This window comes from Empedobacter sp. UBA5036 (assembly GCF_002415215.1).
Taxonomy (GTDB): domain Bacteria; phylum Bacteroidota; class Bacteroidia; order Flavobacteriales; family Weeksellaceae; genus Empedobacter; species Empedobacter falsenii_B.
Map to the genome: position 1 here is coordinate 17558 of NZ_DICC01000033.1, position 15425 is coordinate 32982.

The window sequence follows — 15425 nt, forward strand, 5'->3', positions numbered from 1 at the left end:
TTCCTAACAATTAATTCCTTATTTTTGGGAGAATTATAAACTTATCAAAGCAAACAAACAATGAAAGTAACTGCATTAAACCAAAAGCACAAAGATTTAGGTGCGAAAATGGTTCCTTTTGCTGGATATGAAATGCCAGTGCAATACGCAGGTGTTAACCAAGAACACTTTGCTGTTCGAGAAAAAGTTGGTGTTTTTGACGTTTCTCACATGGGACAATTTTTTGTAAAAGGAGAAAAAGCAACAGACTTATTACAACACTTATTGACGAATGATGTAACGAAAGTTGCCATTGGTCAAGCTCAATATAATGCAATGCCAAACGAAAAAGGAGGAATTGTAGATGATTTAATCATTTATAAAATTTCTGATGATGAATGGATGGCAGTTGTAAATGCATCTAATATCGATAAAGATTGGGAATGGATGAACAAACACAATACGTTTGGTGCAGAGTTAACAAATAAATCTGATGAGATGTCTTTGTTAGCAATTCAAGGTCCAAAAGCAATTGAAGCAATGCAGTCGTTGACAGATGTTAATTTAGCTGAAATTCCGTTTTATCATTTCGCAATTGGTACGTTTGCAGGTATGGAAAATGTGATTATTTCTGCAACTGGTTACACTGGTTCAGGAGGTTTCGAGATTTATTTCGCGAATGAGCAAGCAAACGAAATGTGGGACAAAGTAATGGAAGCTGGAAAATCTTTCGATATTGAGCCTTGCGGTTTAGCTTCTCGTGACACATTGCGTTTAGAGAAAGGATACTGCTTATACGGAAATGATATCAATGATGATACAACTCCATTAGAAGCTGGTCTTGGTTGGGTAACGAAATTGGACACAAATTTTATTTCATCTGATATTTTAAAAGCTCAAAAAGAAGCTGGAGTTGAGAAGAAATTAGTTGGTTTCAAAATGATCGAAAGAGGAATTCCTCGCCACGATTATAAAGTTGTAGATGACAACGAGAATACAATCGGTATTGTGACTTCAGGAACGCAGTCTCCAATGTTGAAACAAGGAATTGGTTTAGCATATGTTCATACAGATTTTGCTAAAGTTGGAACAACAATTAGAATTCAAATTCGTGATAAAAATGTATTAGCAGAAGTTGTAAAAACTCCTTTTGTTTAAAACAATATAAAGTCAAAATACAAAAAAGCTTTCGAGGATTTCGAAAGCTTTTTTTATGAATTCATATTAATTGATACATTTATTGATGTCTTTTTTAGATAAAATTAATAAAATAGATTATTAACTACGAATATTATAAAATTGTTAATATTTCTTAAAAAAAACATAACTTAGATTTGTTTAAATATGATATATGATATATGATATATTTTTGAGATAACAATATTACTGATCAGTAATACAATTAACACTAATTATGATTTTAAGACCTCTTATTTAAGAGGTCTTTTTTATTTTTTAAAACTTTTGAGAATCAGCACTTGGTCCATAACTCGAAGGTAAATCTATTCCAAGTAAGCGATAAAAAACTCCCAATTGAGCGCGGTGATGTGTAATTTGATTTAAAGCATGACGAATTGCTTCATATTTTGTAAAATCTGCAAAAACAGTTTCTCCTTCTGTAACTTGCCATCTTTTTGATAAATGATCTTCGTTCACATTCTCTAACGCCGCTTTTCCTAATTCATAATCATCATCCAATTTTTGTTGTAAATCTTCAATAGAGGTAAATTTTGTCGGTTTGTAATCCCCTGCTGCAAAATCTAATTTATCAGTTGTTAAGATCAAAGCTGGCCAAGCAAATATTTCAACCACATGATTTGTTAAAGTTGTAATATCCATACTTTTTTCATGAGGTTTGTATGTCGTTTTATCCTCAGGAAATCTTGCAATAAATTCTTTGGTAATTTGATACTCGTTTTGCAATTCTTTTGCTAATAATTCTACTATTTTCATGTTGTTTTGATTTGTAGTTAAAAGGTACAAATTTTTGAAATAATTCATAAAAAAACTGCTTTACAATTTAGTAAAACAGTTTATATTTTTAGATATCGTCTGTGTATAAATCAATAATTGGACGAGGCTTTTTTCGCTTGATTTGAGTTAGCCAATAGACAAAAATTCCTATTCCATTTCCAAAAATAATAATCGTAATCCAGACCAAACGATCATCACTTTTTATCAAATTTGGATTCTTTAAAGCATGCACAATAAAGTAAACAAAAGAAATCACACCAGTGAAAAAACTCATCAATACCAAAAAGATAAAAATGATAAGATTTCCTAATAAGGCACTCAATAGTGATTTAGAACTTCCTAAATGTCCTAGCTGCGCATCGAGCGTGCTAAACATCGAATAAAAAATTCCAAAATAACTTAACAAGCCAAGTATAAATAAAGTGATAGGAACAATTGCCAAAGTGGCTTGTAGCTTTGGATTGTTCAAAAGAGACGTTAAATCTCTGTCAATTAGTAGATTTTTCATCATTCGAAAAATAATCTTTTATTTTTTTTGCTTTAGATTTTCCTATACAATCGGTTAATTCTAACAAAGATGCATTTTTTATTCGTTCGACCGATTTAAATTTTGTTAATAATTCTTTAATTGTTTGCGGACCGACACCTTCTATTTCTTCCAAAACCGAATTATAAGCGTTTTTACTTCGACGATTTCGGTGACGCGTAATTCCAAATCGATGCGATTCATCTCGCACATGTTGAAGCACTTTTAAGGTTTCAGAATTTTTGTCCAAATATAACGGATAAGGATCGTCTGGATAATAAATTTCTTCCAAACGTTTCGCAATTCCAATCACGGAAACTTTTCCACGTAACCCTAAACGATCAATCGATTTTAGAGCAGAACTTAATTGTCCTTTTCCACCATCAATCAAAATTAATTGAGGCAAAGATTCTCCTTCAGCCAAAACTCTTGAATATCGTCTTTCAATCACTTCTTCCATAGTTGCAAAATCATTTGGCCCTTCTACAGTTTTAACATTGAAAATACGATAATCTTTTTTGCTTGGTTTTCCATTTTTGAACACCACACAAGCCGAAACAGGATTCGTTCCTTGAATGTTAGAGTTATCAAAACCTTCTATATGTCGAGGTTCTGCAGGTAAACGTAAATCAACTTTCATCTGATTCATGATACGATTTGTATGACGATCAAGATCGACGATTTTAGTTTGTTTAAGCTGTTCTAAACGATAAATTCGAGTATTTTTTAATGATAAATCGACAATATGTTTTTTATCGCCAATTTTTGGAACTGTAATTTTTCTGAACGGAATTTCTAAACTCAATTCAAACGGAACATAAATTTCTTTCGAAGTTAAATTAAATCGATCTGAAAAATCAATAATTGCACGTTCCAATAAATCTTCGTCTGTTTCATCCAATTTCTTTTTCCATTCTTCTGTATGCGACTGTATAATTGCACCGTGATAAATTTTCATGAAATTGACATAGGCATATTCTTCGTCCGACGTAATCGAAAAAACATCAACATTGGTAATCGTAGGCGAAACAATTGTAGAACGAGATTGATAATTCTGCAACGCTTCAATTTTTTCTTTAATCATTTGCGCTTTTTCAAACTTCAAATCCGATGCATATTTTGTCATTTGATTGACCAAATATTGTTTTGCTTCATTAAATTCTCCTTTGATAATATTACGAATTGCCGAAATTTGCTCGTTGTATTCTTCTTCGGTTTGATAAGCTTCACAAGGTCCAAGACAATTACCAATATGATATTCCAAACAAACTTTAAATTTGTGATTTTCAATATTTTTCTCGCTCAAATCATACGAACATGTTCTTAGTTGATACAATTCTTTGATCAAACCTAACAAAACTTTCATCGCTTTTCCGTTAGAATATGGTCCAAAATATTCCGAACCATCTTTGATTACATTGCGAGTCGAAAAAATTCGTGGAAATCGTTCATTTTTGATGCAAATCCAAGGGTAAGTTTTGTCATCTCTTAACAGGATATTATATCGTGGTTGATGCTCTTTAATCAAATTATTTTCCAACAACAACGCGTCATATTCAGAATTTACGTTGATTGTTTCGATGTTATCAATATTACTCACCAAAACACGCAAACGTTTCGAATCGTGTTGTTTATTGAAATACGAATTCACGCGACGTTTCAAGTTTTTCGCTTTACCAATGTATAACAAATCTCCTCTTTTGTTATAATACTGATAAACACCAGGCGTTTCGGGTAAACTCGCTAATTTTAACTTTACATTTTCATTCATCAAAATACCTCTACAACATTTATTTTTTGCTGCTCATCATCAATATAAATCAAGATTTTGGTTTGAATATTATAACCTAAATTTCTAAAAAAATCGGCATATCTATTCACTTGAAAATGATGATCTAAATCGGGTTGACCAGTTTTATAATCGATAATCGAACAATTATTTTCTGCATCAATTACTACACGATCTGCTCTGAAAATTTGTCCATTTTCATCAATAAAATCGCGTTCATTCAAAACCGTTAAACCTTCAGCAAAATATGGAACTAATTTAGCATCTTGTAATAAATTTTGCAAGGTTTTTTGCAGATGTTCTACATTTTCGACTGAAATTGTACCACGCTGTTTTTCACTTTCGATGATTTTTGGTAAATCATTTTGTGTAACAATTTGCGATAAAATGTTATGAACTGTATTTCCAAATTCGGTGAATTTTAACTTTTCTTGCGCTTTTTCTGAATTGGTGTTAATCACTAAACGCGTATTCCAATCCGAAGAATAAATTTTTAACTCAGCTGAAGAGTTTTCTATGATTTTAGGGGTTGAAATTCGTTCTGGAGAACCTTTCAAAATAACTTCATCCTCAGAAAAACCTTTACTGAAAACAAATTCGTGCAAGTAGTTTGCAATATTTTTTGATTTCGAAGATTCTTTTGGTTTTAGCGCTATCATATACAATTGCTCTTTTGCGCGCGTTGTTGCAACATAAAGCGTATTAATTTCATCCAATTGAACCAAATTCTCTTCTTCGTCAATCTTCGATTTTATCGCTTCATTTTTGATTGATTTTAATTCATTATTAATTCCAACATAAAATGTTTCGAACGGATTTTCCTCATCTTTTTGTAATGGAATCCAAATTTTAGAATTCTTACTTTGCCAATCCAAAAATGGCAAAATTACAACTGGAAATTCTAATCCTTTTGACTTGTGGATCGTCATAATCTGAATTGCATCGACACCTTTTGGTGTTTTGATACTCGCTTTATCTTTGATTGTTGACCAAAACTCAAGAAATGAATTAAGATCAGATTCATTTTTTGATGAATATTCTAAAATAACATCCAAAAAGCTCAAAATATAAGCTGGTGAACGCTCTTGTAAATGTAAAGTTCGAATCGCTTTTTCGGTGAAATCGTATAATGAAAGGTTTTGATCTTGAATAAAATCTAAATCTATCCCAACTGATTTGGTTAATTTTAAAAACTTTGGCAAATCTCCTTTTAAAGCTTTTTCAACTGTGATTGTTAAATCATCCGTTTTGAATAATTCTAATTCATAAGCCACCATCAAAAAACGAATTTTTGATTGCTCGTCTTGAGGATTTGAGGTGATTTTGAACAAATATTCAATCAATTGAATTTCGAATGAATTTTTTAACAACAAAGCTTCATTAGAAATCACAACCAAATTATTTTCGGTCAAATATTTCGCTAACAAAATCCCTTGCGCATTACTACGAACCAAAATCGCAATATCATTTAATGAGAAACCATTTGCTCGACAATCTTCAATTGTTTTAAGAACCAATTCTAAATTTTGTTCTTTAAATAAATCTTTCGAACGACCTTCTTGCTCAATGAAATTTATTTTGACAAAACCATCTTTTTGATGATTAGTTAATTGTTTATTTCCGATTTCGTACAAATATTGAAAACTCGGCAAATTGAGTTGTGGCGCGATAAACGAATACAATTCATTGTTAAATTGAATAATATTTTCGTGACTTCGCCAGTTTTTTTCTAATTCTTCAACTTTAATATTTTCTTCCTCTTTTCGATCAATTAAATCAATCATTTGTGCAGGATTTCCACCTCGCCAACGATAAATGGACTGTTTTGCATCACCAACCAACATAATCGTATCAGATTGCGCGCGTGCATTTTCGACCAACGGATTCAGATTATTCCATTGTAACGTCGATGTATCCTGAAATTCATCAATAAAATAATGATTGTAACGTGAACCAATTCGCTCATAAATAAAATTAGCAGGTTGTTGTTGCAGATTTTTACTGATAATGGTATTAAATTCATTAATTAATAAAACATTTGAATCTTTTTTGATCGAATCCAATGATTTTTCAACTTCATTAATCAACGAAATCGAGGATATATTTTTCTGAATTGAGGTTAACAAAAGTAAGTGATCATTGATATTCGCAGCTTTTTCGAACAAATCTTTCACTTGAGGAAAAATAGATTCAGCAGTTGCATCTTTCACTTTAGAAAGATAACCTTCTTCCAAAATATCTTTTGTATTCGTATCGGTCGGTAAAATCAAACCAAAACCATCAAAGTTTTTTAATTTCTGGAAAAAAGCGGCAATTCCACGACTTTTTCCTGGTAATTCATTTACCGAAATTCCATTGTTTGCAAGCAATTCGAAAAACTCATTTCCGATTGTAATCAAACCATCTTTCAAAGTTTTTATATCATCAAAAATAACTTTTCGATAACGAATAAATTCGTCTAACGAAATGTTTTTTAACTTTTCTAAATCTTGTAAATGTCGATCATTAGAAATGTCCGAAGTGTCTGAAGAAAGCGTTTTTCGAATATCCCACGATTTATTTTCGTCCATATTATCCAACGCAATTTTGATCATTGTTTGCGTTAGTTTTTCGTCTTCACCAATTTTTGAATACAACAAATCAACGGATTCATTAATGATTTCATTTGTATTCATTTCGACATCAAAATTCATGGATAAACCTAAATCTTGCGCAAAAGATTTCATCAATCGAAGATTAAATTTATCAATCGTAGAAATCGAAAATTTAGAATAATTATGAAGAATTGCGATCAGAATATTGTATGCTTTTGTCTTAATGATTTCAGGCTTCAAATTCAGTTCCGAAGCTAATTCGAGAATATATTGATCTTCTTTTGGATTAGGATTTTTGGCAATTTCTTCTAAAGTTTCGATGATACGTTCCTTCATTTCGCCAGCCGCTTTGTTGGTAAACGTAATGGCTAAAATATGCTCGAAATGATAATCGCTTTCATTCGTCAATAACAACGAAAGAAATTCCTTTACCAAAGTGTAAGTTTTACCTGCTCCAGCGGAAGCATTGTAAATTTTGAAATCGCCTGCTTGTAACAAATTCTGAATTTTTAGGAAAGTTAAACAATCTTCTCAAAAATAAGAAATCAGAATGCCAAAACATGACGCACAAAAAAAGAAAACTCGTGCGAGTTTCCTTTTTTTTATAAATATGTTATAAAAGAATGATTAGAATGAATATCCTAAACCAACAGAAAATACAGAATTTTTGATATCTCCTCCGTTTTCATCAGAGATATTTGAAAGCCCAAAATTGTAACGAGCTCCTGCATTAAGACCATTTGAAAACTCATATCCTAATCCAATGTTTAATCCGAAATCTATAGATTTTAAGTAATCTTTCATATCTACATCTTCATCAATTTTTTGTCCTAGCGCAGTAGTTTTTACATTTAATTTAGAACTTACTAAAAAGCCTACTTGCGGACCAGCTTCAATATTAAAACCTTGTGTAGGATAAAATTTAAACATTAAGGGAACATTAATATAATCTAATTTATACTTTACGTCAGCATTTACGTTACCAATTTGTTCATTAACATAAATTTCTCCAGATTCTTTAGCTCCTTGTGTAGAATATAACAATTCAGGTTGAAACGCAAATTTCTCAGCAAATTTAATATTAGCATAACCTCCAATATGAAAACCTACTTTTGCATCAGCATTTTGGTTATCTCCAGATAAATTTGATACATTAAGACCTGCTTTAGCTCCAAATTTAGTTTGAGCATTTGTATTAATAGCGAAAGCTAATAATGGAATAAAAAATAAACATTTTTTCATATAAGTAAAATTTTAAAGTTTGAGTAAATATATAACAATAATGTAAAAAAGGCACTAATTTTTATTCTTTTTACGCTCTTCTTTTTGTAGTATTTCGATTTCTTTTATTTGCTTTTTAGTATTTTGCTCATCAAGCTTCAACTCTGTTAGCTTTTTATCTAATTGTTTAGATAATGATTCATTAGATTCCGTAAATTTATATTCTACTGAATATCCATTCTTTGGAAGAATCGTAATATTCATATCATCACTATTTCTATTATCAACTTTTAAACTTGTAATTGTTTTAGGAGATTTGGATAAATCAAATTCACCATTTTTATTATTTGTAATATAAACCTTATCAATTTCAGAACTAATAATTTTGTGCTCAACACCATTTTTATCTGTATAAATAGAGTAACCATTTTTCAACGTAATATTATTTTTTACCGTCGGCATTTTAGCTGTTGTCACTTTTTTATCAATATTCGGAATGTCTTTTTCTGATTTGAAAATTTTGATGATACTTGAATCTTTTTTAATAATTTCAATGAAATTTTCATCTCCGCTTTTTCTTACAAAAACTTTTTCTATTTCTTTTGGATCAATTTTTTGCAAAACTTTTCCGTCCGTTCCATATAAAACTGTAGGAACCATATTTTTTTTCAAAACAATATCTTTTATTTTGATAGAATCATTCAGAATGATATCTCCAGCATCATTCAAGATAATTTTGTTTTGTGGATTACTTTTTAGAATCTTTTTTAATTCATCTTTCGTAATCACTTTTTCTATTGGTGTAGCCGTTTTGACCTGATTAGTTTTGAGAAGCGAATCTCTTAAAGTAGTTGCTTGATCAAGTAGAATTTCGGCTTGCGATTGAACAGGTTTTTCCAACGCTTGTTCCACTTTTTGAGCTTTTTTCTCAACTTCTTGCGCGAACGATTTTTGGCTAAAAAGTACAAAAGCACTCAATATAAAAGGCAAAGAAGCAAAAGACAGAATTTTTACTTTTCGTTTTGATGTATTTTTTGTCATCATAAGTAGGCGTTTTTTAGTTAGAATAAAATTGAAATTACTTGCCATCATAGATGGATTTTGCGTTGCAATACAATCCAAAATTTGATGTTGGTAAGTTTTTAAATCTGAGTTTCTTTTCAATACATATTCATCTGCCAAAAACTCGTGATTTAGTTTGATTGATTTTTTATAGAAATAAATAAGCGGATTGAACCAAAAAAGAATCTGAAAAATTTCGATCAACAAAATATCCAAACTATGTTTCTGAATGCAATGCGCTTTTTCGTGATCAATTAAATTTTGATGTAAACTTTTTAGTTGCTTTTTCGGAATAAAAATATATTTCCAAAAACTATATGGTTGATTCGAATCTAAATCGAGAATGTATGTAATTTCTTGATCTTTGATTTTTTCTTCCGTCTTAATTTTGAACATTAATTCGTACAAATTGTAGATAAATCTTACAAGAAAAATTACACCAACCAAAATGTAAATAACATTCAAAATATCACCAAAATTGATTCCTCTTTCTTGTTGCAACAATTCAGGATTTTGCATCAGAAAAGCCAATAATTCGGGCGAAATATTTGTTTCTGTCGCTGTGATAGGCAAATCAATTTTGTACAAAGGCGCGATTAACGAAAATATCAACGAAAACAACAGATAAAATCGATTGATTTTATACATGCTTTCACGTTCCAAAAAAAGTTTATAAAAGGAATATAAAAATCCGGAACAAAGAATAAATTTTATAAAAAACGCAACCATAGATTATTTCTTTTTACGGTCTATTTCATTGTCAATTATGTCACGTAATTTTTCTAATTCTTCGACCGACATATTGTTCGATTTAGCAAAAAATGAAGCAAATTGTGTTGCCGAATTATTAAAAAAGTTGGAAATCATTCCTTTTACTTCTTTCGAAAAATAATCATCTTTTTTTACCAAAGCATAATATCGACGCGAGTTTCCCATTTGCTCGTAATCAATATAACCTTTGTCGTGCATCCTCTTTAATAAGGTAGAAATTGTAGTATTCGCAGGTTTTGGATCGTCATAAGAATCGATAATATCTTTCGCAAAAACTTGTTTTCCGCTCCAGATAACTTCCATCACTTCCTCTTCTCTTCTTGATAATTTAACTTTCATATCTACAACTGTATTTTCACTACTACAAATATAGAATTTAATTTAACATGACAAAGTTTTTTTAGAATTATTTAACGATAAAGCACAAAAAAAGGAGCAAAAAAGCTCCTTCCTATATTTAAATTCGAAATAAATTACATTTCAGCTAATTTGTATGCTACACCAATACTAAAGTAAGTATTTGTAATTTTGTAATTGTCATTAACTGTTTGCGGATAATAATCATTAATGTTTGATAATCCTTTTGTAAAACGAGCATTAATTTCTAATTCATCAGTAATTTTGTATGCAGCTCCGAAGTTTAAACCAAAATCAAATGTTTTGAAATTGTCTGTAGCTTTTATTTTAGTATCTGTTTTTCCTTCTTCAGTTTTCATTTTAGCAGAAACTAAAAATCCTAATTGCGGACCAAACTCAACATTTAAACCATCCATAATTTCATAACGTCCCATTAAAGGAATATTAATATTATGTGTTACAAATTTAGCTTTTGAATTGTCATTTGTTTTTAATCCAGCTCCTTGTTTAGAATACAGAAGTTCTGGTTGAAAACTAATTTGATCCGTTATTTTGTAGTTTGCATAACCACCAACATAAAAGTCTGTTCTTAATTTAGTCCCTAAACCATTTCCTTGACTATCAGAGTAAATTTTTCTAGAATCACCAGATAAAGTTGGAAAGTTAAGACCTCCTTTTACTCCTAAATCAATTTGCGCGTTTGCTGCACTTAATCCACCAAAAAGTGCTATTCCTAAGATTAGTTTTTTCATTTTTTTTATTACTTAAGTCTGAGTTATAATATTTAATTCAAAAGTAAAGTTTTATTCATACTGAAGATTGATTTACACTTAAAAAAATCAATAATACTTTTTTGATTCACAATTTCTGTGCCTTTTTTGTTAAAAATTGATAAAATTTTAAGATTTACAAAATATCATTTAAATATTCTAAAATAATTTTAGTTGCATTTGGTGAATTTTGAACAAAATCTCTAGCTTTTTTTCCACTTTCTTTTCGGAAATTTTCATCGTTCATCAAACGATTCATAATTGTATCAAATTCATGTCGATTAGCAATAGAAAATCCTCCGCCAACTTCTATCAAATCCACAGCTTCCTGAAATTTCTTGTATTTAGGACCAAAAACGACAGGATTTCCAAATGTTACAGCTTCTAACGTGTTATGAATTCCTGCACCAAAACCTCCGCCAATATAGGTAATATCTGCATAAGAATAGACTTTTGATAAAATACCAATTGTATTTAGAATAAATATTTTCGAATCGATTAACTCTTGCTTGGATGTTTTTTCTAAATCAGAAAATTTAACTGCTTTTTGGTTGATTTTATTCTGAAAAGAATTGATTTCAGCATCATTCAAATTATGTGGTGCAAAAACAATTTTCCAATCATTATTTAATTTTTGGTTGATTAAATTCACAAATAATTCTTCATCTTTTGGCCAAGAACTTCCAACAACAATTAATTTCGAATTTTGTTTAAAATCATTCATAAAATCCAATTCATTATCTTGATGAATGATCTGTTTGACACGATCAAATCGCGTATCGCCCGCAATTGTATTTTGAGTGATTTGAATAGAATCTAATAAATCTTTTGACTTTTGATTTTGAACAAAGAAATGATTGATTAAACTTAATTTTTTCGCAAACCAATTTTTTCCATTTTTCTTGAAAAAGTTTTGACTTTCTCTAAAAATAGACGAAACTACAATTGTCGGAATGTTTTGCTGATGTAATTCGGTAATCAAATTGAACCAATATTCGTATTTCACCAAAATCAAAATTTCTGGATGAAGTACTTTTATCAACTTTTCTGCATTCGATTTTGTATCCAAAGGCAAATAAAAAATAACATCTGCACCTTGATAATTCTTTCTAATTTCATAACCAGAAGGCGAGAAAAATGAAACAGCAATTTTATGTGTTGGATAGTTTTCTTTCAATGCTTCGATAACAGGTCGACCTTGCTCAAACTCGCCTAAAGATGAACAATGTACCCACAAAACTTTATCGGTTTCTGAAATTTTAGAAGCTATTTTTTCTTCCCAATTTTTTCTTCCATCTACCCAAAGTTTTGCTTTTTCGTTAAAATTCGAAGCCAATTTTAGCGCCATTCCGTACGCCTTAATTGATGTGTTATAAAATCCTTGCACAATGTTGCAAAGTTAAAAATTTAGAATGAGCTTTTTTTGTACATTTGTTGTAATAATAACGACTTTTTAAAGTTGTAGATTTTGAAAGATTCATTAAGTTATGAAAAAAATACAAATGGTTGACTTACAAAGTCAATATCAAAAAATAAAAGGAGACGTTGATGCAGCAATTTTGAATGTTTTGGATTCGGCTGCTTTTATTAATGGACCAGAAGTAAAACAATTCGAAACTGAATTGCAAGATTACTTAAATGTAAAACACGTAATTCCTTGTGGAAACGGAACTGATGCGTTGCAAATTGCTTTGATGGCGCTAGGTTTAGAGCCAGGTGACGAGGTGATTACGGCAGATTTTACATTTGCTGCAACAGTAGAAGTTGTTGATTTATTGAAATTAAATTCAATTTTAGTTGACGTTGATTATGATACTTTTACAATTGATACAGAAAAATTGAAAGCGGCAATTACGCCAAAAACTAAAGCAATTATTCCAGTTCATTTATTTGGTCAATGTGCGAATATGGACGAGATTATGGCAATTGCAAAAGAACATAATTTATATGTTGTAGAAGATACTGCGCAAGCTATTGGAGCGGATTACAAAGGTCGAAAAGCTGGAACAATTGGTCATATTGGTTGTACATCTTTCTTCCCTTCAAAAAACTTAGGTTGTTATGGTGATGGTGGAGCAATTTTTACAAATGATGATGATATTGCGCATCGTTTACGTGGAATTGTAAATCACGGAATGTACAAACGTTACTACCACGATGAAGTTGGTGTTAACTCTCGTTTAGATTCTGTTCAAGCAGCAGTTTTACGTCGTAAATTACCTTTCTTAAATGATTATAACGCTGCTCGTAACAAAGCTGCGGCTTATTATACAGAAGCTTTTAAAGATATTGATGCATTATTAACGCCAGTAAAAGGAGCAGATACAACTCACGTATTCCATCAATATACGTTACGTGTAACAAATGGTAAACGTAATGAATTACAAGCTTTCTTGACTGAAAAAGAAATTCCTGCGATGATTTATTATCCTGTTCCATTACGCAAACAAAAAGCGTATGATAACGGACATTATAATGATGCAGATTTCCCAAATACAAACAAATTGGTAGAAGAAGTAATGTCTTTACCAATGCACACAGAGTTAGATGAGGAGCAATTGGCTTACATAACTTCTGCTGTTCGCGAATTTTTTGGAAAATAATTTATCCTAAAAATAATACGAAAAAGCTTCTGATTAGTTTCAGAAGCTTTTTTATTTTCCTAAATTTGATTTCACTATAAAAACTAAATATTAAAAATGAGTAAAATATTAGTAACTGGAGGTTTGGGTTATATTGGCTCGCACACAGTTGTAGCTTTACAAAATGCAGGTTATGAAGTTGTGATTATAGACGATTTATCGAACACAGAAATTGGCGTGTTGGACAAAATTACTTCTATTACTGGAACAAAACCAACTTATTTCGAGATTGACTTAAAAGATCAAGAAAAAGTAAACGAATTTTTCAAAATAAATAAAATAGACGGAATTATCAACTTCGCAGCGCATAAAGCAGTTGGAGAATCTGTTGAAAAACCGTTGATGTATTACCGTAATAATATTTTAGGTTTGATTAATCTTTTGGATGCGATGAAAGATTTTGATACAGATAATATTATTTTTAGTTCGTCTTGTACAGTTTACGGACAAGCGGATAAAATGCCTATTGATGAGCAAACTCCACTAAAAAAACCTGAATCTCCTTATGGAAAAACGAAACAAATGGGGGAAGAAATTTTAGAAGATTTCTCAGCAGCATTTGATAAAAATGTGATTTGTTTACGTTATTTCAATCCCGTAGGTGCACACCCAACAGCTAAAATTGGAGAATTACCAAAAGGAATTCCAAATAATCTAATTCCTTATGTTACACAAACTGCGGCTGGAATCAGAGAAACATTATCAGTTTGGGGAGATGATTATCCAACGCGTGATGGAACGGCAATTCGTGATTATATCGATGTAAATGATTTGGCTGATGCACACGTAAAAGCCGTAACTCGTTTGATCGAAAATAAAAATAAAGCAAAGCTAGAATTCTTTAATCTTGGAACTGGAACAGGATCTACGGTTTTAGAAGTTGTTCACGCATTTGAGGATGCCAATGATTTGAAATTGAAATACGAAATCAAAGAGCGTCGCGCAGGAGATATTATCGAAGCTTATGCAAATAACTCTTTAGCAGAAAAAGAATTGGGTTGGAAACCTGAAACAAAATTATCAGAAAGTATGCGTACTGCCTGGGAATGGCAAAAAAGTTTAGAAAAATAAAAGATGATTCAATTACCAACAGCGGGTTTATTAGTTATTAAAAATAATAAACTGCTTTTGACATTTAGCAAAAATAAAAAAGCGTGGTATTTACCAGGTGGAAAAATTGATAAAGGTGAAAATTCTGACACAGCTTTGGTAAGAGAAATAAAAGAAGAATTGAGTTTGGATTTGGTAAGAGAAGAGCTCAATTTTTATTGTCATATTACAGCTGAAGCATATGGAGAACAGGATCTTATGATGGAACAAGATTGTTTTTTGTACGATTTGAACGAAGAAATAAAACCAACAAATGAAATTGAAGCTTACAACTATTTTACTTTTGAAGAATATTTACAAGAAGAAATTCAAGTAATTGGTGTAATTAAAGTTTTTGAAAAATTAACAAAAGATCATTTATTGAACTAAAATAATTTCGACACTATTCCACGAAGTGTGTAAGTAAAAAAGTTAGGGTCTGGAATTTTATAATATGAGCCTTACTTCAAAAATAAGCATAAATTGGTTTTAAATCAAACTACAATTATGGATGAGCAATACCCATTTTTTGGTTGATCCTTTTAAATCAAGATAAATCGATTTCATAACGCCATCATCCGTAGTAAAAGACATGTATTTTTGGCTGTATATTCTGATGTTTCCATTGCGATTTTAAATTAAATCGGAGCT

General features: G+C 30.6%; 13 protein-coding genes. 4 read left to right on the top strand and 9 right to left on the bottom strand.

The annotated features are described in order from the left end of the window. Window positions 1–60: 60 nt before the first annotated feature. Window positions 61–1137, top strand: a complete 1077-nt coding sequence (gene gcvT / locus B4J88_RS06145) for a glycine cleavage system aminomethyltransferase GcvT (protein WP_125348617.1) — start codon at window positions 61–63, stop codon at window positions 1135–1137. A gap of 297 nt (window positions 1138–1434) precedes the next feature. On the opposite strand, the gene B4J88_RS06150 is transcribed toward gcvT, so the two are convergent. The 9 genes from B4J88_RS06150 to B4J88_RS06190 all read right to left on the bottom strand — a co-directional run bounded on the left by B4J88_RS06150 (window position 1435) and on the right by B4J88_RS06190 (window position 12430). Next, window positions 1435–1932: a DinB family protein gene (locus B4J88_RS06150; RefSeq protein ID WP_125348619.1), complete on the bottom strand. Its 498-nt coding sequence runs from the start codon at window positions 1930–1932 to the stop codon at window positions 1435–1437. 88 nt (window positions 1933–2020) lie between these two features. After that, complete coding sequence (locus tag B4J88_RS06155; protein WP_257467985.1) at window positions 2021–2461, bottom strand: hypothetical protein; 441 nt, start codon at window positions 2459–2461, stop codon at window positions 2021–2023. After that, the gene (gene uvrC / locus B4J88_RS06160) at window positions 2442–4250 is read right to left on the bottom strand and encodes an excinuclease ABC subunit UvrC (RefSeq protein ID WP_291066862.1); all 1809 of its coding nucleotides are present in this window, start codon (window positions 4248–4250) and stop codon (window positions 2442–2444) included. Before uvrC ends, B4J88_RS06155 begins: the two co-directional genes overlap by 20 nt. Next, a complete protein-coding gene (locus tag B4J88_RS06165) occupies window positions 4250–7360 on the bottom strand; it encodes a UvrD-helicase domain-containing protein (RefSeq protein ID WP_291066864.1) in 3111 nt (1036 codons plus the stop codon). The genes uvrC and B4J88_RS06165 overlap by 1 nt, the downstream gene beginning before the upstream one ends. Before the next feature lie 129 nt (window positions 7361–7489). Further along, window positions 7490–8104 carry a porin family protein gene (locus tag B4J88_RS06170; protein WP_219033674.1) on the bottom strand — a complete coding sequence of 205 codons (615 nt, stop codon included), beginning with the start codon at window positions 8102–8104 and terminating at the stop codon, window positions 7490–7492. Window positions 8105–8158: 54 nt separating this feature from the next. Further along, on the bottom strand, window positions 8159–9793 hold the full coding sequence (locus tag B4J88_RS06175; protein ID WP_291066867.1) for a M56 family metallopeptidase: 1635 nt from the start codon (window positions 9791–9793) through the stop codon (window positions 8159–8161). 84 nt (window positions 9794–9877) lie between these two features. Further along, window positions 9878–10255: a BlaI/MecI/CopY family transcriptional regulator gene (locus tag B4J88_RS06180; RefSeq protein ID WP_038331851.1), complete on the bottom strand. Its 378-nt coding sequence runs from the start codon at window positions 10253–10255 to the stop codon at window positions 9878–9880. A gap of 134 nt (window positions 10256–10389) precedes the next feature. After that, window positions 10390–11025, bottom strand: coding sequence for a porin family protein (locus B4J88_RS06185; RefSeq protein WP_180905053.1), 636 nt, complete (start codon window positions 11023–11025; stop codon window positions 10390–10392). A gap of 154 nt (window positions 11026–11179) precedes the next feature. Beyond that, complete coding sequence (locus B4J88_RS06190) at window positions 11180–12430, bottom strand: 3-deoxy-D-manno-octulosonic acid transferase (protein ID WP_291066870.1); 1251 nt, start codon at window positions 12428–12430, stop codon at window positions 11180–11182. Window positions 12431–12530: 100 nt separating this feature from the next. On the opposite strand from B4J88_RS06190, the gene B4J88_RS06195 reads away from it, so the two are divergent. The 3 genes from B4J88_RS06195 (at window position 12531) to B4J88_RS06205 (ending at window position 15164) form a co-directional block, all read left to right on the top strand. Beyond that, on the top strand, window positions 12531–13646 hold the full coding sequence (locus tag B4J88_RS06195) for a DegT/DnrJ/EryC1/StrS family aminotransferase (RefSeq protein WP_291066872.1): 1116 nt from the start codon (window positions 12531–12533) through the stop codon (window positions 13644–13646). A gap of 96 nt (window positions 13647–13742) precedes the next feature. Next, window positions 13743–14756, top strand: coding sequence for a UDP-glucose 4-epimerase GalE (gene galE / locus B4J88_RS06200; protein WP_291066874.1), 1014 nt, complete (start codon window positions 13743–13745; stop codon window positions 14754–14756). A gap of 3 nt (window positions 14757–14759) precedes the next feature. Further along, window positions 14760–15164: an NUDIX hydrolase gene (locus B4J88_RS06205; RefSeq protein ID WP_291066876.1), complete on the top strand. Its 405-nt coding sequence runs from the start codon at window positions 14760–14762 to the stop codon at window positions 15162–15164. The last annotated feature ends 261 nt before the right edge of the window (window positions 15165–15425 follow it).